The sequence below is a fragment of the Nonomuraea sp. NPDC050227 genome, assembly GCF_044459705.1.
Lineage (GTDB): Bacteria > Actinomycetota > Actinomycetes > Streptosporangiales > Streptosporangiaceae > Nonomuraea.
Map to the genome: position 1 here is coordinate 310,863 of NZ_JBITJF010000016.1, position 23,759 is coordinate 334,621.

Sequence of the window (23,759 nt, forward strand, 5' to 3'; positions counted from 1 at the left end):
TCCGTGAACCATGCGACACGCCTCGGGAAACTGGGATCACGGCGCCCGTCCGTCGTCACGGGGGCGGATTCCGGCGGCGGCGACATGCGAACACATTACCGAACGCCGTCGTATCGTCACTGATGGTTGAGGGTTTGTCCGCTTTCGTGGGCGAGGAGCCATTCCTTGACCGGGACGCCGTAGTAGTAGCCGCCGTAGCCGCCCGTGCTGGGCAGGACGCGGTGGCAGGGGACGAAGGGGGCGATGAGGTTCTGCGCGCAGGCGGAGCCGGCGGCACGGGCGGCGGTACGGGGGAGGCCGGCGGCCTGGGCCAGCTCGGCGTACGAGACCGTCGTCCCCGCGCGGACCTCGCGCAGCGCTTCGTGCAGGCGCTTGCGGGTGGGGGAGCCGGGCTGCGAGACCGGGACGGCGTCCAGGGCGTCGAGGTCGCCGTCGAAGTAGGCCCGGACGGCTTCGGCGGGGGCGCCGAGGTCGTCCACCACGTCGAGACCCTCCGCCTGCAGGGCCGGGGTGAGGCGGACGAACATCTCCGCAGGGTCGGCCGTGAAGCCGCCCGCGACGAGGACGCCCTCGCGGGTGAGCAGCGAGAGCGAGCCGATCGGCGTCGGCAGGACCTGGGCGGTGATCATGAAGAGCTCCAGAGGTGCAGGGCGGCGTAGGCCCGCCAGGGCCGCCACCGTTCGATGTGGTCGTCGGGGATGCCCAGGGCGGCCATGCGCTTGTTCAGCACGAGGTCGCCCGTGGGCCAGGCGTCGGGGTCGCGCAGCGCGCGCAGCGCGATGTAGCTGGCCGTCCAGGGGCCGATGCCGGGCACCTTCAGCAGCTCGGACCCGGCCTCGGCCGGGTCCTGGCCGCCGTCGAGGTCGATGTCGCCGTCGGCGACCCGGCCCGCCAGGTCGGCGAGGGTGGCGATCCTGCGGTTGGTCAGGCCGAGGTCCGTCAGGTCCGCCTCCCGCAGCTCGGCCGCGGTGGGGAAGAGCGGGCCGCCGGTCCTGGCGACGATGCGGCCGAGCAGCGTACGGGCTCCGGCGACCGAGATCTGCTGGCCGACCACCGCGCGTACGGCCAGCTCGAAGCCGTCGAACGTGCCCGGCACCCGCAGTCCGGGCCGGGCCTGGACGAGCGGGGCCAGCGAGGTCTGGCCGAGCGCCTCGGCGATGGCGTCGGGGTCGGCGTCCAGGTCGAGCAGGCGGCGGCAGCGGGCGACGATGCGGGCGAGCTGCCGGGTGTCGGCCAGGGCCACGTCGAGCGCGATGTGGTCCGGCCGGGGGGTGAGCGTGATCGTCCCGCCCGGCACGGCCCTGGAGTACGACTCCGGGCCCGCGACCTCAAGGCCGGGGATGGCGCGGGAGGTCAGGAACCCGAACACGCCCGCCACGTCGTACGGCTCGCGGCGGTGCAGCCGCAGCCTCAGTGTGACCGGCCCGGCGGCCTCGGGCTCGGGCGGCGCCGCCGGACGTCCGGCCGTGGCGCGCAGCTCGCTGGGCGTGAAGCCGTACGTCTCCCGCATCGTGGCGTTGAACTGCCGCACGCTGCCGAACCCGGCGGCGAAGGCCACCTCGGTGACCGGCAGCCCGGTCTCCGTCAGCAGCTGCTTGGCCAGCAGGAGCCGCTTGGTGCGGGCCACGGCCAGCGGCCCGACGCCCAGCTCGGCCACGAACAGCCGGTGCAGGTGGCGTTCGGTGATGTGCAGCCGCCGGGCCAGCCCGGCCACGCCGCGCTCGTCGGCGGCTCCGTCGTCGATCAGCCGCAGGGCCCGGCCGATGAGGTCGCCGCGCAGGTCCCAGCCGGGATCGCCGGGCGACAGCTCGGGACGGCAGCGTTTGCACGGCCGGAACCCGGCCGCCTCGGCCGAGGCCGCGTGCCGGTAGAAGCGCACGTTCCTGGAGGAGGGGGTACGCGCCGGGCAGATCGGCCGGCAGTAGATGCGCGTGGTCGTCACCGCGGTGTAGAAGCGCCCGTCGAACCGGGAGTCCCTGGCGGAGACCGCCCGGTAACAGGAGTCGAAGTCGAGCTCTAGGGGTGACATGCCTCCGAGACTATGCGCGGGCCGCGGGTGCCGACCGGCGGAAATCGGACCTCACCATGAAAACGCAGGTCAGCAGGTCAGTGCGGTCGATCGGCGGTATTCGGACCTGATCGGCGAAGGGCTGAGAAGTGGATCGGCAGCCAGCTCACGGCCATGATCACCGCACCCGCCCAGAGCGGCGCGCGCACCCCCCACAGCTCGCCGAGCAGCCCGGCCAGCAGCCCGCCGAGGCCGACCGCGCCCATCAGCAGCAGCCGCATGGTGGCCGTCATCCGGCCGAGCAGGTGGTCCGGCGTGACCCGCTGCCGCATGCTGACCAGCAGCACGTTGTTCACCCCGGTGCGGAACGTCAGCACGAACCACGCCGCCGCCGCGGCCCACAACCACGGCCCGGCGTCGAGGAACGGGATCACCAGCGCGGCCGGGGCGGTGGCCAGGCTGACCAGCCACACCGCACGGCCCGTGCCGAAGCGCCGGCCGAGCAGATGGGCCGACGACGACCCGGCGAGCACACCGAGCCCGCCCACCGCCAGGTACGCCCCGAACACCCACTCCGGATAGCCGAGCCGCCCGACGATGAGCACCGGCAGCAGGACCGAGCAGAGCGGGAACGCCAGGTTCGCCATCGTGCCCTGGACCAGGGCCGCGACCAGCACCCGGTTGCCGAGGATGAACCGCACGCCCGCCGCGATCCGGGCCCGCAGGGACTCCGCGGCCTCCGGCGAGCCGTCCGCGGGGATTGCCGGTTCGGGGACGCCGCGCAGCCAGGCCGCCGACCACAGGTAGCTCAGCGCGTCCAGCAGCACGGCCAGCGGCGCGCCCACGACCTGGGCCAGCACCCCGGCGAGGCTGCGTCCGGCGACGTCCATGCCCGCGGCCGTGCCCACCAGCAGCGAGTTGGCCGACGTCAGCCGCTCGCGCCCGACCAGCCCCGGCACGATGCTCATGGACGCCACGTCGAACAGCAGCGACCCGGCCCCCACGAGCACCGTCACCACGTAGAGCTGCGCCATGGACAACGTCCCGGCCCACCAGGCCACCGGCACCGACAGCAGCGCCACGGCCCGTGCGGCGTCCATCGCGATCATCAGGCGGCGCCGCCGGACGCGGTCCACCCACGCCCCGGCGGGCAGCCCGATCACCAGGGCCGTGAGCGTGGCGAGCGCCGAGAGCAGCCCGACCTCGCCCGCGCCCGCCCCGAGGGCGGTCACGGCGAGCAGGGGGAGGGCGACGTAGGTGATCTGGCTGCCGAGCTGGCTGACCGCGCCGGCGACGAACAGGTTGCGGAACGCGCGAAGCCGCAGAAGCGGAGCTTCCACCAAGGTTGCTGACATATCGGCAGGATGCTGAAATGTCGGGCAAGGCCGCTATCGATTAAGTGACAAGCAAATTCAATGACCCTCGACCTGACGTTCACCGCCCACGACCTCGCCAACATCCGCTTCGCCGTCTCCCCGCTCGGCGAGGTCGTGGCCAGCGCGCGCGTGGTGAAGAACCCGGCCGCGCACCCGCTCCTGCGGCCCTGGGCCGACCAGGTGCGCCGCCGCCTCCAGGACGTGGACTGGCGGCTGCTGTCCGACCTGGTCCCGGTGCCGACCATCTCGATCGCGGGCTTCACCTGCACGCCGCCCTCGACGTCCATGCCGGACCTGGAGCTGGAACTCGCCACGATGCGGGGCGCGGCCGCCCGGGTCCGCACGGATCTGGACCACATCGGCGGTCCCCGGACGAAACGGGTGCAGGCTCTCTACGACGACCCGGAGCAGGGCCTCGAACGCCTGGCCACCGAGGTGGCCGGCTACTGGGAGGCGGCGATGGCGCCGTACTGGCCGCGGATCAGGTCGCTGCTGGAGGGCGAGATCCTGCACCGCGCCCGGCTGCTGGCCGAGGGCGGCGCCCAGCGCATGCTGGCCGACCTCGACGACACCGTCACCTGGGACGACGGCACGCTGCGGCTGGAGCACCGGTACGTGTCCGGCCGCCGGTCACTGAGAGGGCTCGGGCTGCTGCTGGTGCCGTGCGTGTTCGCCTGGCCGCGGGTCCTGTCGGTCACGACGCCGCCGTACCAGCCGACCGTGCGCTACGCGCCGCGCGGCATCGCGACGCTCTGGGAGCGCCGCGAGGTGGACCCGCCCGAGGCGCTGGCCGCCGTGCTCGGCAGGACGCGCGCCCGGCTGCTGGCCGAACTGGACCAGCCCGCCTCGACGCGCGACCTCGCCCAGCGCGCCGGGCTCTCCGAGCCCGGCGTCAACCAGCACCTGACGGCGCTGCGCAAGGCCGGCCTGTGCACCGCGCACCGCACCGGCCGGTACGTGCTCTACGCCCGCACGGCGGTCGCCGAGACGCTGCTCTACTTGGAGGAGACCCCCACCCCCAGGTCGAACTCCCGGTAGACGCGCGCCCAGAACCCGTCGCGCAGCCAGACCCGGGCCTCCGGGTAGGGTCGCAGCGAGTGCCCGAGCTCCTTCTCCGCCTCGATCAGCAGCTCGGTGTCGATCACCGTCGGCAGGATCGGGCCGGGCAGCAGGTCGCGGATGTTGTCGCGGCCGCGGGTGAGTATCCACTTCTGGGCGACGTGCTCGCCGACGTCCTCCACGCGCGGACGGCTGGGCCCCAGCTTGGCGACCTGGCCGGGCTTGGCGTGCGGCTTGACCGGCGCGCGCCCGGCGAACACCTGGGCGGGCGAGGGAGCCGTGACGGGCGGGGTGACGGCGACCGGCTGCGGAGCGCGACTGAAAAAGGGTCTCAGGAAATCGGCGGAGATCACTTCCACCGTGTCGGACTCCCACACCAGGCGCTCGGCCTGGTTGGTGCCGTAGGGCGGCTCGACGCCCCACAGGTGGATGCGCACGCCGTACGCCTGCGCCGCTTCGACCGCCGGAACCATGTCCTCATCGCCCGCCAGCAGGATCGTGTCGGTCACCGCGTGATGCCGGGCGAGCGCCTCCAGATCGCTCCTGATCTGCGCGTCGACGCCCTTCTGCTGGCCGCGGGCGTTGAGGTTGCCGAGGCGCACCTTGACCCACGGAAGCTGGGCGATGACACGCTGATCGACGGTCGGCACACGGTCGCGGGCGGCGTCATACCAATAGATCCGCAGAAGTTCGCCGGAAATACGTTCCTCTGCATGTTTCTGTAGACTCTGGATGAGCTCATCGGCGGCCACCCGATATTCCTTGCGTTCCTTCGCGCCGAGCAGCACCTCACCTGCCGCAGCGTAGAGATAACCGACATCCACTAGGACGGCGTACTTGGCTGCCACAGGATGCGGCATGAGGTCTGGGATGGCCATGTCGTCCTCCAGGCCGCGGTGTTAGTTGATCGGCTGACTATATACGCCTACTTTCTCTAGATAGTCCCAACTCCCGGGGAACTTGACACCCGATTCCCGGGATCTATCTAGGGTAGTGCGCTCATCCGCCAAGCCGCCTTCCCCGGCAGGCCAGGGTTACGCATACCTCTGGCGGGGTTTCGCCATGTTTGTCTACGGGGTCTCTCGGGTTCGGCGTACGAGCTCCGCCGCGTGGCGAGCACGGCCACCACGGCCGCGATCTCCTCGGGCGTGGCGTCGCCGCGGACTATGCGCAGGTGGTCGCTCATAGAGGAATGTTCCCATGCTTCTTCGGCGGCAGCGAGGCTCTCTTGTTACGCAACGCGCGAAGTGCCCGGACAACTTGCGGCCGGGTTTCGGACGGCCGAATCACCGAGTCCACATAGCCGCGTTCGGCCGCGATGTACGGATTGGCCAAAGTGTCCTCGTACTCGGTGACGAGCCGGGCGCGCTCGGCGTCGGGGTCGTCGGAGGCCGCCAGTTCGCGCCGGTAGAGGATGTTGACCGCGCCCTGCGCGCCCATGACCGCGATCTGGGCGGTGGGCCAGGCAAGGTTGACGTCCGCGCCGAGGTGCTTGGAGCCCATGACGTCGTACGCGCCGCCGTAGGCCTTGCGGGTGATGACCGTGACCAGCGGGACCGTGGCCTCGGCGTAGGCGTACAGGAGCTTGGCGCCGCGGCGGATGATTCCGTTCCATTCCTGATCGGTGCCGGGGAGGAATCCCGGTACATCAACAAAAGTCAGGATCGGAATATTAAAGGCATCACAAGTTCGAATAAATCTGGCGGCCTTCTCGGAGGCGTCGATATCCAGACATCCGGCGAAATGCATCGGTTGGTTGGCGACGACCCCGACCGGCTGGCCGTCCACGCGGCCGTAGCCGACCACGATGTTCGGCGCGAACAGCGCGTGGACCTCCAGGAACTCCCCGTCGTCGAGCACGTGCTCGATCACCTGGTGCATGTCGTACGGCTGGTTGGGGGAGTCGGGGATCACCAGGTCGAGCTCGGGGTCGGGCTCCAGGTCGGCGGCGGCGGCGAAGGCCGGTGGCTCGTCCAGGTTGTTGGAGGGCAGGTAGGACAGCAGCGCCTTGACGTAGTCGAGGGCGTCCTCCTCGTCGGCGGCCTGGTAGTGGGCCACGCCGGACTTCGTGTTGTGCGCGCGGGCCCCGCCCAGCTCCTCGAACGTGACCTCCTCGCCGGTCACCGTCTTGATCACGTCAGGACCCGTGATGAACATGTGGGACGTCTGGTCCACCATCACCACGAAGTCGGTCAGGGCGGGCGAGTAGACGTGTCCGCCGGCCGCGGCGCCCATGATGAGCGAGATCTGCGGGATCACGCCGGAGGCGTGCACGTTCCGCTTGAAGATCTCCGCGTAGAGGCCGAGCGCGACCACGCCCTCCTGGATGCGCGCGCCGCCGCCCTCGTTGATGCCGATGATCGGGCAGCCGGTCTTGAGCGCCAGGTCGATCACCTTGACGATCTTCTCGCCGTACACCTCGCCGAGGGAGCCGCCGAAGACGGTGACGTCCTGGGAGAACACGCAGACCTGACGGCCGTCGATCGTGCCGTGGCCGGTGATGACGCCGTCGCCGTACGGACGCCGCTTCTCCAGCCCGAACATCGTGGACCGGTGGCGGGCGAACTCGTCGAACTCCACGAACGAGCCCTCGTCGAGCAGCGCGAGCACCCGCTCGCGCGCGGTCATCTTGCCCTTGGCGTGCTGTTTGTCCACCGCCGACGACGAGCCGGCGTGCACGGCCTCGTCGAGCCTTCGCTCCAAGTCGGCGATCTTGCCCGCGGTGGTGTGGATGTCCGGCATCTCCGGCATGGGATCGGCGGCTGCGCTCATGCGCGTTAGGCTAACCCGTCCTCCTAGAGTGGATCCATGACGGATGCGGTTCGCTCCCACGGCCTGTACAAGCGCTACGGCGCGCAGGTCGCGGTGGCCGGGGTCGACCTCGTGGTCCCGGCGGGCAGCTTCGCGGGCCTGGTCGGTCCCAACGGGGCCGGCAAGACCACCACGCTGAGCATGATCACGGGCCTGCTGCGGCCCGACGGCGGCCAGGCCGCGATCGACGGGTTCGACGTCTGGCGCGACCCGGTCGCCGTCAAGGCGCGCATCGGCGTGCTGCCCGAGGGGCTGCGGCTGTTCGAGCGGCTGTCGGGCCGCGAGCTGCTGCTCTACAACGGCCGGCTGCGCGGCATCCCCAAGGCCGACGTCGAGCAGCGCGCGGGCGAGCTGCTCGACGTCATGGACCTGACCGGCGCCGCCGACAAGCTCGTCGTCGACTACTCCACCGGCATGCGCAAGAAGATCGGGCTGGCCGCCGCGCTGCTGCACAACCCGTCCGTGCTCTTCCTCGACGAGCCGTTCGAGGGGGTCGACCCGGTCAGCTCCAACACCCTGACCGAGGTGCTGCGGCGTTTCACCGCCTCCGGCTCGACGGTCATCTTCTCCAGCCACGTCATGGACCTCGTCGAGCGGTTGTGCGACTGGGTGTCGGTGATGAGCGGCGGCCACATCGTCGCCCAGGGGCCGCTGGAGCAGGTGCGCGGCGGCTCCAGCCTCAACGAGGCGTTCATGCGGCTGGTCGGCGGCGGCTCCCGCGCCCACGGCGAGGCCGGGCTGAGCTGGCTCGGCGCCCGCCCCGGCAACCAGCCCCCGACCGCACCCCCGACCGTGCCCCCTGCCGTGCCCCCGACCGTGCCCCCGGCCGCCGCCGCGCCCCAGGACACGCCGTGAGCGCCGCCGGGGAGGCGCCGGGGAGCCGCCCCGCCGGGGCCGTCCCGGACAGAGCCGCCGGGGCGTCCGCCGTCACGGGGTCGCCCATGGCGACGGCCGCGCTGTTCGCGCGGCTCAAGCTGCGCCTGATGGCCGGCAACCTGCGCGGCGACGTGCAGCGCAAGCTCGGCTTCGTCTTCACCCTGCTCGCCGCGGCCGGCCTGGCCGTGCTCGGGTTCCTGCTGATGAGCCTGCTCAGGCTGGCGCCCTCCGACGTCGCCGCCGAGCTGGTGATCGTCGCGTTCGCGTTCTTCCTGGTGAGCTGGATGATCGTGCCGCTGCTGGCGTTCGGGCTCGACGACACGCTCGACCCGGCGCGGCTGTCGCTGTTCCCGCTGCGTACGCGCGAGCTGGCCGTCGGGCTGTTCACCGCGTCCGCGACGGGCGCGTGGCCGCTGGCGATGCTGATCGTCACGGCCGGCGCGCTGGTCGGGCTGCCCACGGGCATCGGGGGCGTGCTGCTCGGCGTGCCCGCGGTGCTGCTGCAGTTCGCGCTCTGTGTGGTCACCTCGCGGCTGATCACCACCGCGCTGTCCGGGGCGCTGCGAAGCCGGCGCGGGCGCGACGTGCTGGCCGTGGCCGCCCTGTTCGTGGTGCTGCTGGCCCAGCTGCCCAACCTGCTGATGAACCGCGGCCTCGGCGACCCCGCCGCGATCCTCCACCGGCTGGCCGGCGTCCTGCGCTGGACGCCGCCGGGCATGGCCGCGCACGCCATGGCCGACGGCGGCCTGGTCGGCGTGGCGGAGCTGGCCGCCGTCGCGGTGCTGGTCGTGGTGGTCGCCTGGCTGTGGATCAAATCGCTCGGCCGGGCCCTGGTCTCGCCGGACGCCTCGACGCAGGCGGCCTCCGTCCGCCGGGAGCGCGGCCTGGCCGACCGGCTCCTGCCCGACGGGCCGCTGGCGGCCGTGGTGACCAAGGAGCTGAAGTACATCAGGCGGGAGCCGAGGTTCCGCGTGGGCTGGTTCTCGTCGGTCGTGGTGACCGTCGTCCTGGCGTTCTCGCTGAACAACAGCACCGAAGGGCAGGCAGGGGCGGTGCTGCCGGTGCTGATCACCGGCATGGGCGCGCTGATGATCTCGTTGCAGTCGGGCAACGCGTTCGGCATCGACGGGCGTTCCCTGTGGATGAACGCCGTGGCCTTCGGCTCGGAGGAGGACCTGCGCCGTGACCTGGCGGGCCGCCACCTGGCCAACATCCTGGTCGCCGCGCCGCTGCTGCTGCTCGTGGCGGTGGCGGCGGCGTTCCTCACCGGCAGTCAGGAGGCCGTCGTGCCGGCGTTCCTGACCGGGCTGGGGGCCCTCGGCGTCGGGCTCGGGGTCGGCTCGGTGACCAGCGTGACGATCCCGTACACGCTGCCCGAGCGGATGAACGCCTTCAGCGGCGCCGCGCCCGGCCAGGGCGGTCAGGCGTTCGCGTCGTCGATCGGGGCGATGCTCGGGATCGCGCTGATGTCGCTGCCGATCGTGCTGCCGCTGGCGTTCGGGCTGATGTGGGTGTCGGTGCTCGCGCCCTTCTACGGCCTGCTGATCGAGGTGCTCGGCAGACGCCTCGCCGGCAAGATCGGCTTCCCCCGCCTCCCCGAGCTGCTGGCGGCGGTGTCCAAGGCGAGCTAGGGACTGGTCTAGTCCAATGGGCGAGACCGCCATGCGGTCGCCGAAAGTGAGTCGATACCCTTCGAAGCATGATTGACCAGGGGCTCGAGCGTCGTAGTGCCGCCGTGACCGAGATGCCTGACGAGCTGCGCCACGACGTGCGCATGCTCGGCAAGCTGCTCGGCCAGGTGATCGCCGAACAAGGTGGCGAAGACCTGCTGGCCGACGTCGAACGGTTGCGCAAAGCCGTCATCGCGGCGCGCAGAGGCGAGATTTCCGCCGACGAGATCACCGAAATGGTCGCCGGATGGGAGATCGAGCGGGCGGTCGCGGTCGCCCGCGCGTTCACCTGCTACTTCCACCTGGCGAACCTGGCCGAGGAGCACTACCGGATCCGCACGCTGCGCGAGCGCGACGCCGAGGGGAGGGTGCAGCGGGAGTCGCTGGCGCAGGCCGTCCACGAGCTCGGCGAGGAGCGCGTGAGCGAGCTGTTGCAGGGGCTGGAGCTGCACCCGGTGCTGACCGCGCACCCCACCGAGGCGCGCAGGCGCGCGGTCGTCACCGCCATCCAGCGCATCAGCGGCCAGCTCACCGAGTACAACGCGCCCGGGCGCGGCGCGTCCGAGCGCGCCGAGAGCAGGCGCCGCCTGCTGGAGGAGATCGACCTGCTGTGGCGGACGGCCCAGCTGCGCTCCACCAAGCTCGACCCGCTCGACGAGGTGCGCACCGCCATGGCCGCCTTCGACGAGACGCTGTTCCGCATGGTGCCCCAGGTCTACCGCTCGCTCGACGCGGCGCTCGACGCGGGCACCGGCACCCGTCCGCCGCTGGCCAGGCCCTTCATCCGCTACGGAAGCTGGATCGGCGGCGACCGCGACGGCAACCCCAACGTCACCGCCAAGGTCACCCGCGACACGATCCAGATCCAGTCCGAGCACGTGCTGACCGCCCTGGAGACGGCCTGCACGCGCATCGCCCGCACGCTGACCGCCTCCGCCCAGTTCTCGCCCTGCTCGGCCGAGCTGAAGGGCGCGCTGGCCGCGGCCGTCGACGCGCACCCCGAGCTGGTCTCCGAGCTGGCCACCCGCTCGCCGCGCGAGCCGCACCGCCAGTGGCTGCTGTACGTGGCCGCCCGCATCGCCGCCACCCGCCGCCGCGACCTCGACCTCGCCTACCGCGCGCCCGCCGAGCTGCTGGCCGACCTGCGCCTGGTGCAGGAGTCGCTGGCGGGCAGCGCGCCGCGGCAGGCGTACGGGGAGCTGCAGCACCTCGTCTGGCAGGTCGAGACGTTCGGCTTCCACCTGGCCGAGCTGGAGGTGCGCCAGCACTCGCAGGTGCACGCGGCGGCCCTGGAGGAGATCAGGGCCGGCGGCGAGCTGTCGGAGCGCACCGAGGAGGTGCTGGCCACGATCCGGGTGATCGCCTGGATCCAGGAGCGGTTCGGCGTCACGGCCTGCTCCCGCTACGTGGTCTCCTTCACCCGCTCGGCCGACGACATCGCGGCCGTCTACGAGCTGGCCGGGCACGCCCTGGGCGACCGGGCGCCGGTGCTCGACGTGGTGCCGCTGTTCGAGTCCGGCCAGGACCTGGCGAACTCGCCGCGCGTGCTGAGCGGCATGCTGGAGATCCCGCAGATCCAGGACCGCCTGGCCGCGACCGGCCGGCGCATGGAGATCATGCTCGGCTACTCCGACTCGGCCAAGGAGCTGGGCCCGGCGGCCGCCACCCTCCGCCTCTACGAGGCGCAGGAGGAGCTGACCGTGTGGGCCCACGAGCACGACGTCAAGCTGCGCATGTTCCACGGCCGCGGCGGCGCGCTCGGCCGCGGCGGCGGCCCGGCCAACCGGGCGGTGCTGGCGCAGGCGCCGGGCTCGGTCGCGGGCCGCTTCAAGGTCACCGAGCAGGGCGAGGTCATCTTCGCTCGTTACGGGCACATCGCCATCGCCCGCCGCCATCTGGAGCAGGTCACCAACGCCGTGCTGCTGGCCTCCTCGCCCACGGTCGGCGCCCGCACGGCGGCCGCCGCCGAGCGGTTCCGCGGCCTGGCCCAGCAGGTGGCCACGGCCTCGGAGGAGGCCTACCGGGCGCTCACCGAGGCCCCCGGGTTCCCCGAGTGGTTCGCGCTGGTCAGCCCGCTGGAGGAGATCGGCTCGCTGCGGCTCGGCTCCCGTCCGGCCCGCCGCGGCCTTGGGGCGCCGCGCTCGCTGGACGACCTGCGGGCCATCCCGTGGGTGTTCGCCTGGGCCCAGACCCGCGTCAACCTGCCCGGCTGGTACGGCCTGGGCACCGGCCTGGCCGCCGTCGGCTCCCTCGACGAGCTGCGCGCGGCCTACGCCGAATGGCCGCTGTTCAACGCGATGCTGGACAACGCCGAGATGTCGCTGGCCAAGACCGACCGGTCGATCGCCAAGCGCTACCTGGCCCTCGGCGGCCGCGACGACTTCGCCCGCCAGGTGCTGGAGGAGTACGACCGCACCCGCGAGCTGGTGCTGCGGGTGACCGGCCACACGCGGCTGCTGGAGAACCGCAAGGTGCTCTCGCGGGCCGTGCAGCTGCGCGACCCGTACGTCGACGCGCTGTCGCACCTGCAGCTGCGGGCGCTGCGCGCGATGCGCACCGAGGACCTGTCGGAGCAGGAGCGTGAGCGGCTGTCCACGTTGCTGCTGCTGTCGGTCAACGGCGTGGCCGCCGGCCTGCAGAACACGGGCTGAACACGCGCGGACGGCCCGGCGGGTGGCCGGGCCGTCCGAAGCGCGCGGAATCAGCGCAGGCTGTCGAAGAAGGCCGTGATGTCGGAGGTGAGCGCCTCCGTGGCGGTGTGGGCCGTGTAGTGGCCGCGGGCGGGGGCGGGCAGGGTCTTCCACGAGATGATGCCGTGGTGGTCGCGCTCGGCGAAGCGGCGGATCGACTTGAAGTCGCCCTCACCCATGGCCAGCGCGGTCGGGGTGGTCGTCGGCTCCTGCGGCTGCTCCATGCGGGCGTTCTCCCAGTAGAGCCGCAGGGCCGAGCCGGCGGTGCCGGTGAACCAGTGGATCGAGGCGTTGGTCAGCACGAAGTCGTCGTCCAGGTCCTCGTCGAAGAGCTGGGCGAGCCAGCCGACGAGCCCGGCGGGGGAGTCGATGATGGCGTGCGCGAGCGTCTGCGGCTGCTGCGACTGCAGGACGTTGAACGCGCCCTTCTCCTTCCAGAACCAGTCGAGCACGGCCAGCCCGGCCTGGTCCTCCTCGCTCAGGTCGGCGAACTCGGCCGGGTCGCCGGAGGGGAAGGAGAACAGCTGGGTGACGTGCACGCCGACGACGTGCTCGGCGTCGATCCGGCCCAGCTCGGGGGAGATCATCGAACCGCCGTCGTTGCCGACGGCGCCGTAGCGCTCGTAGCCGAGGCGGGCCATCAGCTCGGCCCACGCCCCGGCGATGCGCCGGTTGTTCCAGCCGAGCTCCTTGGTCGGGCCGGAGAAGCCGAAGCCGGGCAGCGACGGGACGACCACGTGGAAGTGGCGCGACAGCGGCTCGATCGCGTCGAGGTACTCGGCGACGGTGCCGGGCCAGCCGTGGGTGAGGATCAGCGGCAGGGCGTCGGGGTTGTCGGAGCGTACGTGGATGAAGTGGATGTTCTGCCCGTCGATCTCCGTGGTGAACTGCGGGTAGGCGTTGAGCCGGGCCTCCTGGGCGCGCCAGTCGAAGCCGGACTGCCAGTGGGCCACCAGGCGCTTGACCCGCTCGACGCCCACGCCCTGGTCGGCGCCCGGGATCTCGTCGGCGAAGCGGGTCAGCGCGAGCCGGGCCCGCAGGTCGTCGAGGTCGGCCTGGGAGATCTCGATGCGGAACGGGCGGATGCTCATGAGGGGTCCTCTCGACCGAAGAAGCGGAACGGCTTGTTCTGTTCCAACTGTAGCAGAACGGAACGCTTCATTCCACAACCTTCTCAAGGCGGTTCCAAGTGACTTCCAAGGATCACTGAGCAGCATGGGGGCTTTGACGAGCGCAGAAAGGGACCCCCCTCATGAAAAGGACAGCCTTGCTGCTGGGCGCGGTGATGCTCGGCAGCCTGCTGGCCGCTCCTCCGGCCCTGGCCGCCGCCGCCCCGGCGACCTCGGTGACCCGGGTCAGGGCCGTTCCCGCCGGTCAGGCGGGCGAGTGCCCCACGACCGTGGCCTTCTCCGCCACCGTGGCCGCCAAGGGCAAGGGCACCGTGCGGTACCGCTGGGTACGCGGTGACCGCAGCAAGAGCGCCATCAGGAGCTTCCGCGTCAACGGCGCGCGCAAGGTCGTCGTGAGGGACCGCCAGACCTTCGACCGCGACACGACCGGCTGGCAGGCCGTCGAGGTGCTCGGCCGGCGCGGCCTGTCGGCCAAGGCCCGCTTCCGCGTCGCCTGCGCCGGAGCCCCGCAGCGGTACGACGTGGTCAACCCGCTGCCCGCCCAGCCGGACGGACCGCTTGAGGCGGCCGCGAGCGTGCAGGCGAGCCCGCCCCGCCAGGACGGCCACTGCCCGGCCGCCGTGACGTTCACCGCGACCATCCAGGTCTCGCGCACCCCCGCCAAGGTCGGCTACCAGTGGATCGACAGCGCCACGGGCGAGGGCGCGGTGGAGTCGCTGTACTTCGCCGCCGGCGCCCCGCGCAGCAGGCAGGTCACGCTGCCGCTGTCCGTGGGCACCTCCACCGCGGGCTGGAAGTCGGTACGGATCCTCAACGCCGGCGGGCACGACTCCGCGCGGGCGTCGTACGAGGTGACCTGCCGCGCCACGCCGGGCCCCAAGCCCACCACGACGCCCACCAGCACGCCCACCCCGACGCCGACGACCTCCCCGACGCCCAAGCCGACCACGACCACGGAGCCCCCGGCGCAGCAGCCGCAGGCGGCGATCAGCGCCCTGACGCCCGGCGACTACGAGGGCTACTGCGACGAGCCCATCGCCTACCAGGCCACCGGCCGCATCACCCTCCCGGCGGGCCCGGCCGCCAGCGTCGGCTACTGGTGGACGCTCGACGGCACCGAGTGGCAGCACCAGACCGTCAGCTTCCCGGCCGGCACCCAGCCCAGGTCGCAGGACGTCACCGCCGCCTGGAGCCTCGACCAGTCGAAGACCGGCTCCCACAAGCTGGCCCTGACCACCCAGCCCGCCGCGGCCCAGGCCGCCGAGCGCACGTTCGCCCTGTCCTGCACGACCGACCCCGACCCGGCCAAGCTGGCCATCCCCTACATGCTGACGCCCGTCTACCAGGGCGACTGCACCGGCTCCATCGGCATGCGGGCCGACGCCCGGATCACCACCGACCGCCAGGCCGAGGTCCGCTACCGCGTCGTCGTGGACGGCAAGCCCGGCCCGGTAAGGACGCAGGAGGCCAAGCCCGACAGGGCCCAGATGATCGGCGACCTGTTCTACATCTCCCCGAAGGCCAGCGGAAGCGGTGTGATCCGCATCGAAGTGCTGAACCACAACAAGCTGGTCAAGGAGAGGCCGTACACGGTGACCTGCGTGCCGGTGGACCCGTCGCCGGGCACGGTGCGGATCAGCGAGTTCCGGCCGGTCCACTACTTCGGCGACTGCGCCGAGGCCCCGTACGTGACCGCCCACGGCGCCTTCCGCGCCGCGCCGGACACCGAGATCACCTGGCGCTGGGTCATCGACGGCAAGCCCACGGAGCCGGCCACGTACAAGACCAACTCCGGCGGTCTGCTCCAGGTGCAGGCGGCCAACTGGCACCGGGACACGAAGACCTCCGGCGTGGTCCGGCTGGAGGTGCTGAACCACAACAAGCCGGCCGTCGAAGGCACCTATCCGGTGACCTGCGAATAAGCCTCACACGGCACATCCGACCCGGACACCAGCCGCCTTGATCATCCTGACCTCGACCCGGCGCGTGGTCCGCCGCTGACTAGGACGTGACGACGCGCTCCTGCCCGGCGTAGACGTTGCAGCGCTCGCCGCGCAGGAACCCCACCAGCGTCAACCCGAACTCCCTGGCCAGATCGACGGCCAGGGACGAGGGCGCCGACACCGCGCAGACCGCAGGGACGCCGGCCGCCAGCGCCTTCTGCATGATCTCGTAGCTGGCCCTGCCGCTGACCATGAGCACGTGCTCGGCCAGCGGCAGCCGGTCCGCCAGCGCCGCCCAGCCGACCAGCTTGTCCACGGCGTTGTGCCGGCCGACGTCCTCGCGCAACGCCAGCAGCGTGCCCGTCGCCGAGAACAGGCCCGCCGCGTGCAGCCCGCCGGTCTTGCCGAACACGCCCTGGGCCGCGCGCAGCGCGCCCGGAAGGCTGTAGAGGACCTCGGGGGTGAGTTCGAGCGAGCCCCTGGGGATCGGCTTGCACCGGCCGTGCAGCGCGTCGAGCCCGGCCGAGCCGCAGACGCCGCACGCGCTGGAGGTGACGAAGTGCCGGTCGAGCGCGGGCAGGTCGGGCACCGGGCCGTGCAGGCGGACGGTGACGGTGTTGTAGCGGGCCTCGGGCGGCAGGTCGTCGTCCGTGCAGTACGCGATGGCCGCGATGTCGTCCGGCCCGGCCAGGCCCTCGCCGCTCAGGAACCCGGCGGCCAGCTCGAAGTCGTGCCCCGGGGTGCGCATGGTGATGGCGACCGTCTTGCGGGTGCCGTCGCCGCCGGTGAGGCGGATCTCCAGCGGCTCCTCCGTGGCCAGGTCGTCGCGCCGGTCGCGGGCCCCGGAGCCGGCCAGCTCCCGGATGCGGACGCGGGTGGTGGGCCCGGGACGCGCCTTCACAGCGGCCGCACGGTGACGAGCGCGTTGTAGTCGGGGATGCGCGCCTGTGGCGAGCGCCGGGCCTCGTCGAGCAGGACGTTCCCCTCCGGCCAGTGGATCTGCAGGTTGCCCGGCATGAGCGGGGCGCGCAGCACCTTGCCCTGGTAGGAGCGCTCGCCCGCGCGCAGCTCGACCGGGGCGCCGTCGGCCAGCCCGAGCCGGTCGGCGTCGTACGGGCTCATCAGCACGGCCTCGCGCGCCGCGCCGTTGAAGCCGTCGAGCCGCTCGTGGACCATGCTGTTGAACTGCTTGCCGCGCCTGGTCGCGACCTTGAACGTGCCGTCGGGGCGCTCAAGGGCGGGCGGCTCGACCACGGAGAAGACGGCCAGCCCGTCGGGCGTCTGGAAACGGCCGTCGGCGAACAAATGGCGGCCGCCGTACTGGACGTTGTCCCCGAACTTCCGCAACCCGGAGATGCCCTGGTAGAACGGCACGACCTGCTCGATCTCCGCACGGATCTGCGGAGTGCCGGTGAACCGCACATGGTCGGCGATCTCCGGACGGGTACGGGCGGCCAGCTCGGCGAAGATCTTCCACTCCGGCCACGCCTCGCCCACGCGCGGCCCCTCGACCTCGGGCGAGAAGATGATCCGCCGCTCGGTGGAGGTCTCGGTCACGCCGCCGACCATCTCGTAACGCGTCTGGGCGGGCAGCAGCAGCACGTCGCCCTCGCCCGGCACGAGCATCTGCGAGGACAGCACGATGTCGATGTGCACCCGCAGCCCCAGCCTGGACAGCGCCTCCCGGCAGTAAGCGGGGTCGGGCAGCACCTCCAGGAAGTTGCCGCCGGAGGAGACGAGCGCGTCGAGCTCGCCCCGGTGGGCCGCGTCGATCATGTCGGTGGCGGTCAGCCCGGCCGTGTCGGGCACCTGGAAGCCCCACAGGTCGGTGAACTTGGCGGCGTTGGCGGACGTGATCGGCAGGCCGCCGGGGAAGCCGGTCGCGTACGCGCCCATCTCGGCCCCGCCCTGCACCCCGCTGTGCCCCCGGATCGGCATCAGCCCGCACTTGTCACGCCCGAGGAAGCCGCGCGCGAGCGCCAGGTTGACGATCGCCCGGACGTTGTCCTCCCCGTAGGTGTGCTGGGTGATGCCCATCGACCAGACCAGCACCGCCGAGCGCGCCCGGCCGAGCAGCTCGGCCAGCCGGAACATCTGCTCCTTGGTCGCCCCCGAGAGCGCTTCGAGCTCGGCCCACGACTGGGCCTCGACGGCCTTGCGCGCCTCCTCGAACCCGGACGTGCGCCCGGTCACGAACGCCTTGTCCACCCAGTCGTTCTCGATGAGATGCTTGAGCACGCCGTTGAGGAAGCCGATGTCGCCGCCGACGTTCACGCCGAAGAACTCGTCGGTGATCTTCGTGCCGAACAGCGCGGACTCGGCGTTGGAGGGCACCCAGTACTTGTCCATGCCCGGCTCGCGGTAGGCGTTGACCATGGCGATCCGGGTGCCGGCCTTCTTGGCGTGGTAGAGGTACTTCATCGCGACCGGCTGGTTGTTCGACGGGTTCGAGCCGATGAAGACGATCAGGTCCGAGCCGATCCAGTCGGTGTAGGAGCAGGTCGTGGCCGCCGCGCCGATGGTCTGCTTGAGCGCGACCGTCGAGGGCGAGTGGCAGATGCGGGCGGCGTTGTCGACGTTGTTCGTGCCGAGCGCCCGCACCGCCTTCTGCGCCGCGTAGTAGTTCTCGTTGGGCACCCCGCGGCTGGTCAGGTACGTGCCGAAGCGCGCGCCGCGCAGCCGGTCGGCCGCCACCCGCAGCGCCTCGTCCCACGTCACGCGGGTGAAGCCGGGCTCGCCGGCCCGCCGCAGCATCGGGTACGGCAGTCGCCCCAGCTCCCGCAGCTCCGCGCTCTTGCGCCCGGCCAGCCCCGAGACGTCGCGCAGCAGCGACACGTCGAGCGCGGGCATGGTGTTGAGCGGCAGCAGGCGCAACCTGATGTTGCACAGGTGGATCTCGTCCATCGTCCAGTCGCGCATGCCGTGCGTGCCGAGCGCGCAGCCGTCGCAGGTGCCCTGGTTGAGTATGCGCCAGGCGTAACGCCTGTTCCCTTTGACCGACCTGAACGCCTTCCACAGCTCCAGGTAGTTGTTCGGCTTGCGCAACCCGAGGCCGAAGGGCCGCCACGATGCCCAGTTGCGAGGGTCAGGACGTCTGCTCATCCCCCCATCTTTACCCCTCATGCGGACTTCGAGACCAGCCGGTGCGGTGCGACGACCTCGGCGCGGGTTCGGCCAAGATAGGGGGATGGCCTCCTCGCGCTACTCCGACCTCGACCGTCCGCCGCTCTCGGAGGCCGCGCTCAACCGCGCGCTCGTGCGTCCGGGCGGCCTGTGGACGGGCGTCACCGTCGTCGAGACCACCGGCTCGACCAACGCCGACCTCGCCCTGGCCGCCCAGGCCGGGGCCGAGCAGGGCCGGGTGCTGGTGGCCGAGTCGCAGGTCGCCGGCCGGGGCCGGCTCGACCGTGCCTGGTCGGCGCCGCCGCGGTCGGGGCTGACGTTCTCCGTCCTGCTCAGGCCCACGACGCCGGTTCCGACCCAGGGGTGGCTGCCGCTGCTGTACGGCGTGGCCGCCGCCTCGGCCGTGCGCCGGCTGGCCGAGGTCGACGTGCGCCTGAAGTGGCCCAACGACCTGCTGGTGGGCGAGCGCAAGCTGGCCGGGGTGCTGGCCGAGCGGGTCGACGACGCCGTCGTCATCGGCATGGGGCTCAACGTCTCGCTGCGCGCGGAGGAGGCCCCGGTCGAGACGGCCACGTCGCTGGCCATCGAGGAGGCGGCCTGCGTCGACCGCGACCCGCTGCTGCGGGCCGTGCTGCGCGAGGTCGAGAGCCACTACCGCGAGTGGCAGGCGGCCGGCGGCGACGCCGAGGCCGCCGGGCTGCGCGCCGCCTACCTCGCCGTCAGCGCCACGGTCGGCCGCGACGTCCGGGTGGAGCTGCCGGGCGAGCAGGTGCTGACCGGGCGGGCCACCGGCATCGACGGGTCCGGCCACCTCCAGGTGGAGTCCGGCGGCGAGCGCTACACGCTGGGCGCCGGAGACGTCGTGCACGTGCGGGCCGCCCGATGAGCAAGGGCGTAGCCGCTCGGCCGGGTTGGTGGCAGCATGTGCGGCATGACCCTTCCCGACCACCATCTGACGCAGGGTGAGCAGCGCGTCCGATCCTTCCATCCCCACTGGAAGCGCCTTGTCGGCCCGTTCTTCGCGCTGGTCCTCATCGCCGCGGCAGCGGGTGCGGCCCTCTACTTCTTCCCCACCGCGTGGGGGGAGAGCGTCACCTCCTACGGCAGGATCGCCGTCGTCGTCATCGCCGTGATCCTGCTGACGATCTTCTCGTTCGTGCCCTACCTGCAGTGGAAGAACACCGGGTACGTCCTGACCACCCACCGGTTCACGATCAGCATGGGCGTGCTCAACAAGTCCACCGACGAGATCCCGATGGCCAAGGTCAACACCGTCAGCTCCGACCAGACGTTCATGGAGCGCATGCTCGGCTGCGGCACGCTGACCGTCGAGTCCGCGGGCGAGCGCGGCCAGATCGTCCTGCGCGACATCCCGCGCATCCAGGACGTGCGCATGGACCTGTTCAAGCTGGTCGAGGACGCGTCCGACGGAGAGATCGACGGCCACTGAGGTTGGCGTAGCCTGCTGATCGTGAACGCCACCCAACCGCCCGGCAGGCCGACCGCCGAGCAGATCGAGCGCACGCTCGTCGGCATGCCGGCCCGCCACACCCGCGCGCAGGTCGCGGCCGGGGCCGGGGTGTCGCAGGAGCTCGCCCAGCGCATCTGGCGGGCGCTCGGCTTCGCCCAGTTCCCCGACGACGCCGTGGCGTTCAGCGACGCCGACGTGGCCGCGCTGCGCCGGGTGCGCAGCCTGATCGACGGCGGCCTGCTCGACGAGCAGACCGTCATCCGCATGGCCCGCGCGCTCGGCCAGACCACCGCCCGGCTGGCGCAGTGGCAGGCCGAGATCGTGATCGGCACGATGGTCCCGGACTCGCGCACCGACGCCGACCTGAACGGCGTCCTCGACACGGCCAAGGCCCTCCTGCCCGACTTCGAGCACCTGCTGGTGCACGTCTGGCGGGCCCAGCTCGCCGCCGCCGGCACCCGCCTGCTGGCCGTCGCCGACGACCAGGACGAGCGGGGGCCGGCCCGCGTGTCGATCGCCGTCGGCTTCGCCGACCTGGTCTCCTTCACCCGGCGTTCGCGCGAGCTGGACGAGCGGGCGCTGGCCTCGCTGGTCGAGGGCTTCGAGTCGCGCGCCGCCGACGTGGTGGCCGCGCACGGCGCGCGGCTGGTCAAGACGCTCGGCGACGAGGTGCTGTTCACCGCGCCCGCCCCGGCCCAGGCCGCGGCGATCGCCCTCGACCTCGCCGACAGCCTGGAGCTGCGCATCGGCATGGCGTACGGGCCGGTCGTGCCCATGATGGGCGACGTGTTCGGCACCACCGTCAACCTGGCCGCCCGGCTCACGGCCATCGCCCGGCCGGGCACGATCCTGGTCGACTCCGAGCTGGCCGAGGGCCTGGCCGGAGCGCCGGACGGGATCGAGGTGCACAAGATCAGGAGGCGGCCGGCAAGAGGGCTCGGCGTGGTCCAGCCCTATGTCTTGCGGAGATCATCCTCCTGACACAAGATGGCTGCCATGCCGTACGAAGTGCAGGGCGTGATCGCCCGCGGTAAGGGCCAGGAAGTTTCGCTGGAGACGGTGGTCGTCCCCGACCCCGGGCCGGGCGAGGCGGTGGTGAACGTGCAGGCCTGCGGGGTCTGCCACACCGACCTGCACTATCGCGAGGGCGGGATCAACGACGACTTCCCCTTCCTGCTGGGCCACGAGGCCGCGGGCACGGTCGAGGCCGTCGGCGAGGGGGTCACCGGGCTGGCGCCCGGCGACTTCGTGATCCTCAACTGGCGTGCGGTGTGCGGCCAGTGCCGCGCCTGCCTGCGCGGCCGGCCGTGGTACTGCTTCGCCACCCACAACGCCACCCAGAAGATGACGCTCAAGGACGGCACCGAGCTGTCGCCCGCGCTCGGCATCGGCGCGTTCCTGGAGAAGACGCTGGTGGCCGCCGGCCAGTGCACCAAGGTGTCGGCCGAGGCGCCGGCCCAGGTCGCGGGCCTGCTGGGCTGCGGCGTGATGGCCGGCATCGGCGCGGCGATCAACACCGGCGGCGTGACGCGCGGCGACAGCGTGGCCGTGATCGGCTGCGGCGGGGTCGGCGACGCGGCGGTCCTGGGGGCGTCGCTGGCCGGGGCGTCCCGGATCATCGCCGTCGACGTGGACGACCGCAAGCTGGAGTGGGCCCGCGGGTTCGGCGCCACGCACACGGTCAACTCGCGGGAGAACGACCCGGTCGAGGCGATCCGCGACCTGACCGGCGGGTTCGGCGCGGACGTGGTGATCGAGGCGGTCGGCCGGCCGGAGACGTACGAGCAGGCGTTCTACGCCCGCGACCTGGCCGGCACGGTGGTCCTGGTGGGCGTGCCGACGCCGGAGATGCGGCTGGAGCTGCCGCTGCTCGACGTGTTCGGCCGCGGCGGCGCGCTGAAGTCGTCCTGGTACGGCGACTGCCTGCCCTCGCGGGACTTCCCGATGCTGATCGACCTGTTCCTGCAGAACCGGCTGCCGCTCGACCGGTTCGTCACCGAGACGATCGGGCTCGACCAGGTCGAGGAGGCGTTCGCCAAGATGCACCGCGGCGAGGTGCTGCGCTCGGTGGTGGTGCTCTGATGATCGACCGCGTCATCACCTCCGGCACGTTCTCGCTCGACGGCGGCACCTGGGAGGTCGACAACAACGTCTGGCTGGTCGGCGACGCGCGCGAGGTCGTGATCATCGACGCCGCGCACGACGCGGACGCCATCGCCGCGCGGGCCGGCGGCCGCCGGGTCAAGGCCATCGTGTGCACCCACGCCCACAACGACCACGTCAACGCCGCCGCCCGGCTGGCCGAGCTGACCGGCGCGCCGATCCTGCTGCACCCGGCCGACCAGGTGCTCTGGGAGCAGGTGTACGGGCCGGAGGTGGCGTACACGCCGCTGGCCGACGGCGAGAAGATCACGGTGGGCGGGGTGGCCCTGGAGGTGCTGCACACGCCGGGCCACTCGCCGGGCGCGGTCTGCCTGCACGTGCCGGACGCGGGCGTGCTGTTCAGCGGCGACACGCTGTTCAAGGGCGGGCCGGGGGCGACCGGGCGGTCGTACTCGTCGTTCGACACGATCATCGAGTCGATCGCCGGGCGGCTGCTGTCCCTGCCGCCCGAGACGGTCGTGCACACCGGCCACGGGGACTCCACGTCCATCGGGGCGGAGGCGCCGCACCTGGAGGAGTGGCGGGCGAGGGGCCACTGACCTGCGGGGTCAGGTGAATGTGACGCCTCTAACATAGGCAAGCCTTACCGAAGTGAGCTATCTTAGGTGTGCCTAACCTAAAGGCGTCCCCTTCCTGCTCGCTTGAGAGGCCTGTCCCCGGATGTATGTATGCATTTGTCGTGCTGTGACCGAGAACGAGGTCCACGACTGCATCGCCTCCGGGGCGAAGAGCGCGAAACAGATTCGCGACACCACTGGGGCCGGTGGGGACTGTGCCCGTTGTGTACGGAAGATCTGTGCGATCCTGAAGCAGTCTGAAGAACTGACGACCGCATAGCCGCACCGTGACGAGGGGCCCGTTCATGCAGGGCGACAAGCAGATCATCGAACTCCTCAACGAACAGCTGACCGCCGAGCTCACGGCGATCAACCAGTACTTCCTGCACGCGAAGATGCAGGAGAACTGGGGATACACCAAGCTGGCCAAGCACACGCGCGACGAGTCCTTCGAGGAGATGCGCCACGCCGAACGGCTGACCGACCGCATCCTGTTCCTCGAAGGGCTGCCCAACTACCAGCGCCTCGGCACGCTGCACATCGGCCAGACCGTCGAGGAGCAGCTCAAGGCCGACCTGGAGGTCGAGCTGGCAGTGGTCGAACGGCTGCGCCCGGCGATCCAGCTGATGAGGGAGAAGGGCGACATCACCTCCGCCCGCATCTTCGAGGACATCCTCGAGGACGAGGAGGAGCACATCGACTACCTGGAGACCGAGCTGGGCCTGATGCGCAGCCTGGGCGAGCAGCTCTACCTCGCCCGCTACGCCGAGCCCCAGTCCGTCGACGACTAGACGAGTAAGTCCTAAGTCGTTCGGAGTGCAGGCACGACGAAGGGTGTCGAGGATCGATGTGTGACGAACGACCTCAACACCCTTCTGACCG

General features: G+C 71.7%; 21 protein-coding genes. 12 read left to right on the plus strand and 9 right to left on the minus strand.

The features are described 5' to 3' along the window. Nucleotides 1–116 precede the first annotated feature (116 nt). The 3 genes from ACIBK9_RS46070 to ACIBK9_RS46080 all read right to left on the minus strand — a co-directional run bounded on the left by ACIBK9_RS46070 (nucleotide 117) and on the right by ACIBK9_RS46080 (nucleotide 3,348). The gene (locus ACIBK9_RS46070) at nucleotides 117–629 is read right to left on the minus strand and encodes a methylated-DNA--[protein]-cysteine S-methyltransferase (protein WP_397165361.1); all 513 of its coding nucleotides are present in this window, start codon (nucleotides 627–629) and stop codon (nucleotides 117–119) included. Continuing rightward, complete coding sequence (locus ACIBK9_RS46075; RefSeq protein ID WP_397165362.1) at nucleotides 626–2,029, minus strand: AlkA N-terminal domain-containing protein; 1,404 nt, start codon at nucleotides 2,027–2,029, stop codon at nucleotides 626–628. Before ACIBK9_RS46075 ends, ACIBK9_RS46070 begins: the two co-directional genes overlap by 4 nt. Before the next feature lie 77 nt (nucleotides 2,030–2,106). After that, a complete protein-coding gene (locus ACIBK9_RS46080; RefSeq protein WP_397165363.1) occupies nucleotides 2,107–3,348 on the minus strand; it encodes an MFS transporter in 1,242 nt (413 codons plus the stop codon). 75 nt (nucleotides 3,349–3,423) lie between these two features. On the opposite strand from ACIBK9_RS46080, the gene ACIBK9_RS46085 reads away from it, so the two are divergent. After that, entirely contained in the window at nucleotides 3,424–4,422 is a 999-nt protein-coding gene (locus ACIBK9_RS46085; protein ID WP_387668929.1) for a DUF5937 family protein, read from the plus strand. Here ACIBK9_RS46085 and ACIBK9_RS46090 read toward each other — a convergent pair. From ACIBK9_RS46090 to ACIBK9_RS46100, 3 genes are all read right to left on the minus strand, one after another. Beyond that, nucleotides 4,380–5,321 carry an NYN domain-containing protein gene (locus ACIBK9_RS46090; protein WP_352361843.1) on the minus strand — a complete coding sequence of 314 codons (942 nt, stop codon included), beginning with the start codon at nucleotides 5,319–5,321 and terminating at the stop codon, nucleotides 4,380–4,382. The two genes, ACIBK9_RS46085 and ACIBK9_RS46090, sit on opposite strands and share 43 nt — an antisense overlap. Nucleotides 5,322–5,428: 107 nt before the next feature. Continuing rightward, entirely contained in the window at nucleotides 5,429–5,629 is a 201-nt protein-coding gene (locus ACIBK9_RS46095) for an acyl-CoA carboxylase subunit epsilon (RefSeq protein ID WP_352361841.1), read from the minus strand. Beyond that, entirely contained in the window at nucleotides 5,626–7,215 is a 1,590-nt protein-coding gene (locus ACIBK9_RS46100; RefSeq protein WP_364325929.1) for an acyl-CoA carboxylase subunit beta, read from the minus strand. The genes ACIBK9_RS46095 and ACIBK9_RS46100 overlap by 4 nt, the downstream gene beginning before the upstream one ends. Nucleotides 7,216–7,251: 36 nt before the next feature. On the opposite strand from ACIBK9_RS46100, the gene ACIBK9_RS46105 reads away from it, so the two are divergent. The 3 genes from ACIBK9_RS46105 (at nucleotide 7,252) to ACIBK9_RS46115 (ending at nucleotide 12,451) form a co-directional block, all read left to right on the plus strand. Next, nucleotides 7,252–8,109: an ABC transporter ATP-binding protein gene (locus tag ACIBK9_RS46105; protein WP_397165366.1), complete on the plus strand. Its 858-nt coding sequence runs from the start codon at nucleotides 7,252–7,254 to the stop codon at nucleotides 8,107–8,109. Next, nucleotides 8,106–9,761 carry a hypothetical protein gene (locus ACIBK9_RS46110; RefSeq protein WP_397165367.1) on the plus strand — a complete coding sequence of 552 codons (1,656 nt, stop codon included), beginning with the start codon at nucleotides 8,106–8,108 and terminating at the stop codon, nucleotides 9,759–9,761. Before ACIBK9_RS46105 ends, ACIBK9_RS46110 begins: the two co-directional genes overlap by 4 nt. 113 nt (nucleotides 9,762–9,874) lie before the next feature. Further along, nucleotides 9,875–12,451: a phosphoenolpyruvate carboxylase gene (locus ACIBK9_RS46115; RefSeq protein WP_387669271.1), complete on the plus strand. Its 2,577-nt coding sequence runs from the start codon at nucleotides 9,875–9,877 to the stop codon at nucleotides 12,449–12,451. A 50-nt stretch (nucleotides 12,452–12,501) separates the two neighbouring features. Here ACIBK9_RS46115 and ACIBK9_RS46120 read toward each other — a convergent pair whose 3' ends face one another. Next, nucleotides 12,502–13,581, minus strand: coding sequence for an epoxide hydrolase family protein (locus tag ACIBK9_RS46120; RefSeq protein WP_397165368.1), 1,080 nt, complete (start codon nucleotides 13,579–13,581; stop codon nucleotides 12,502–12,504). A 161-nt stretch (nucleotides 13,582–13,742) separates the two neighbouring features. Between ACIBK9_RS46120 and ACIBK9_RS46125 the strand changes: the two genes are divergently transcribed. After that, a complete protein-coding gene (locus ACIBK9_RS46125; RefSeq protein ID WP_397165369.1) occupies nucleotides 13,743–15,542 on the plus strand; it encodes a hypothetical protein in 1,800 nt (599 codons plus the stop codon). Nucleotides 15,543–15,621: 79 nt separating this feature from the next. Here ACIBK9_RS46125 and fdhD read toward each other — a convergent pair whose 3' ends face one another. Beyond that, the gene (fdhD, locus tag ACIBK9_RS46130) at nucleotides 15,622–16,464 is read right to left on the minus strand and encodes a formate dehydrogenase accessory sulfurtransferase FdhD (protein ID WP_397165370.1); all 843 of its coding nucleotides are present in this window, start codon (nucleotides 16,462–16,464) and stop codon (nucleotides 15,622–15,624) included. Next, entirely contained in the window at nucleotides 16,461–18,665 is a 2,205-nt protein-coding gene (locus ACIBK9_RS46135) for an FdhF/YdeP family oxidoreductase (protein WP_397165371.1), read from the minus strand. Before ACIBK9_RS46135 ends, fdhD begins: the two co-directional genes overlap by 4 nt. Nucleotides 18,666–18,750: 85 nt before the next feature. Here ACIBK9_RS46135 and ACIBK9_RS46140 point away from each other — a divergent pair, with 85 nt between their 5' ends. The 7 genes from ACIBK9_RS46140 (at nucleotide 18,751) to bfr (ending at nucleotide 23,668) form a co-directional block, all read left to right on the plus strand. After that, nucleotides 18,751–19,572 carry a biotin--[acetyl-CoA-carboxylase] ligase gene (locus ACIBK9_RS46140; protein ID WP_397165372.1) on the plus strand — a complete coding sequence of 274 codons (822 nt, stop codon included), beginning with the start codon at nucleotides 18,751–18,753 and terminating at the stop codon, nucleotides 19,570–19,572. A gap of 45 nt (nucleotides 19,573–19,617) precedes the next feature. Then, nucleotides 19,618–20,136 (plus strand): PH domain-containing protein, encoded by a 519-nt coding sequence (locus tag ACIBK9_RS46145; protein ID WP_397165373.1) that lies wholly within the window; start codon nucleotides 19,618–19,620, stop codon nucleotides 20,134–20,136. Nucleotides 20,137–20,157: 21 nt separating this feature from the next. Continuing rightward, nucleotides 20,158–21,138: an adenylate/guanylate cyclase domain-containing protein gene (locus ACIBK9_RS46150; protein WP_397165374.1), complete on the plus strand. Its 981-nt coding sequence runs from the start codon at nucleotides 20,158–20,160 to the stop codon at nucleotides 21,136–21,138. A gap of 15 nt (nucleotides 21,139–21,153) precedes the next feature. Next, entirely contained in the window at nucleotides 21,154–22,239 is a 1,086-nt protein-coding gene (locus tag ACIBK9_RS46155) for an S-(hydroxymethyl)mycothiol dehydrogenase (RefSeq protein ID WP_358282558.1), read from the plus strand. Beyond that, the gene (locus tag ACIBK9_RS46160; protein WP_352361821.1) at nucleotides 22,239–22,859 is read left to right on the plus strand and encodes an MBL fold metallo-hydrolase; all 621 of its coding nucleotides are present in this window, start codon (nucleotides 22,239–22,241) and stop codon (nucleotides 22,857–22,859) included. The genes ACIBK9_RS46155 and ACIBK9_RS46160 overlap by 1 nt, the downstream gene beginning before the upstream one ends. A 121-nt stretch (nucleotides 22,860–22,980) precedes the next feature. Beyond that, nucleotides 22,981–23,157, plus strand: coding sequence for a bacterioferritin-associated ferredoxin (locus ACIBK9_RS46165; protein ID WP_125632481.1), 177 nt, complete (start codon nucleotides 22,981–22,983; stop codon nucleotides 23,155–23,157). Nucleotides 23,158–23,182: 25 nt separating this feature from the next. Continuing rightward, entirely contained in the window at nucleotides 23,183–23,668 is a 486-nt protein-coding gene (gene bfr, locus ACIBK9_RS46170; protein WP_352361818.1) for a bacterioferritin, read from the plus strand. Nucleotides 23,669–23,759: the final 91 nt, after the last annotated feature.

What these genes read in the sequence shown, in the direction of transcription:
- ACIBK9_RS46095 (WP_352361841.1), bottom strand. Translation starts at nt 5,629, where the DNA reads ATGAGCGACCACCTGCGCATAGTCCGCGGCGACGCCACGCCCGAGGAG.
- ACIBK9_RS46135 (WP_397165371.1), bottom strand. Translation starts at nt 18,665, where the DNA reads ATGAGCAGACGTCCTGACCCTCGCAACTGGGCATCGTGGCGGCCCTTC.
- ACIBK9_RS46075 (WP_397165362.1), bottom strand. Translation starts at nt 2,029, where the DNA reads ATGTCACCCCTAGAGCTCGACTTCGACTCCTGTTACCGGGCGGTCTCC.
- ACIBK9_RS46120 (WP_397165368.1), bottom strand. Translation starts at nt 13,581, where the DNA reads ATGAGCATCCGCCCGTTCCGCATCGAGATCTCCCAGGCCGACCTCGAC.
- ACIBK9_RS46085 (WP_387668929.1), top strand. Translation starts at nt 3,424, where the DNA reads ATGACCCTCGACCTGACGTTCACCGCCCACGACCTCGCCAACATCCGC.
- ACIBK9_RS46140 (WP_397165372.1), top strand. Translation starts at nt 18,751, where the DNA reads ATGGCCTCCTCGCGCTACTCCGACCTCGACCGTCCGCCGCTCTCGGAG.
- ACIBK9_RS46165 (WP_125632481.1), top strand. Translation starts at nt 22,981, where the DNA reads ATGTATGTATGCATTTGTCGTGCTGTGACCGAGAACGAGGTCCACGAC.
- ACIBK9_RS46090 (WP_352361843.1), bottom strand. Translation starts at nt 5,321, where the DNA reads ATGGCCATCCCAGACCTCATGCCGCATCCTGTGGCAGCCAAGTACGCC.
- ACIBK9_RS46125 (WP_397165369.1), top strand. Translation starts at nt 13,743, where the DNA reads ATGAAAAGGACAGCCTTGCTGCTGGGCGCGGTGATGCTCGGCAGCCTG.
- ACIBK9_RS46115 (WP_387669271.1), top strand. Translation starts at nt 9,875, where the DNA reads ATGCCTGACGAGCTGCGCCACGACGTGCGCATGCTCGGCAAGCTGCTC.
- ACIBK9_RS46145 (WP_397165373.1), top strand. Translation starts at nt 19,618, where the DNA reads ATGACCCTTCCCGACCACCATCTGACGCAGGGTGAGCAGCGCGTCCGA.
- ACIBK9_RS46160 (WP_352361821.1), top strand. Translation starts at nt 22,239, where the DNA reads ATGATCGACCGCGTCATCACCTCCGGCACGTTCTCGCTCGACGGCGGC.
- ACIBK9_RS46105 (WP_397165366.1), top strand. Translation starts at nt 7,252, where the DNA reads ATGACGGATGCGGTTCGCTCCCACGGCCTGTACAAGCGCTACGGCGCG.
- ACIBK9_RS46070 (WP_397165361.1), bottom strand. Translation starts at nt 629, where the DNA reads ATGATCACCGCCCAGGTCCTGCCGACGCCGATCGGCTCGCTCTCGCTG.
- bfr (WP_352361818.1), top strand. Translation starts at nt 23,183, where the DNA reads ATGCAGGGCGACAAGCAGATCATCGAACTCCTCAACGAACAGCTGACC.
- ACIBK9_RS46100 (WP_364325929.1), bottom strand. Translation starts at nt 7,215, where the DNA reads ATGAGCGCAGCCGCCGATCCCATGCCGGAGATGCCGGACATCCACACC.
- ACIBK9_RS46155 (WP_358282558.1), top strand. Translation starts at nt 21,154, where the DNA reads ATGCCGTACGAAGTGCAGGGCGTGATCGCCCGCGGTAAGGGCCAGGAA.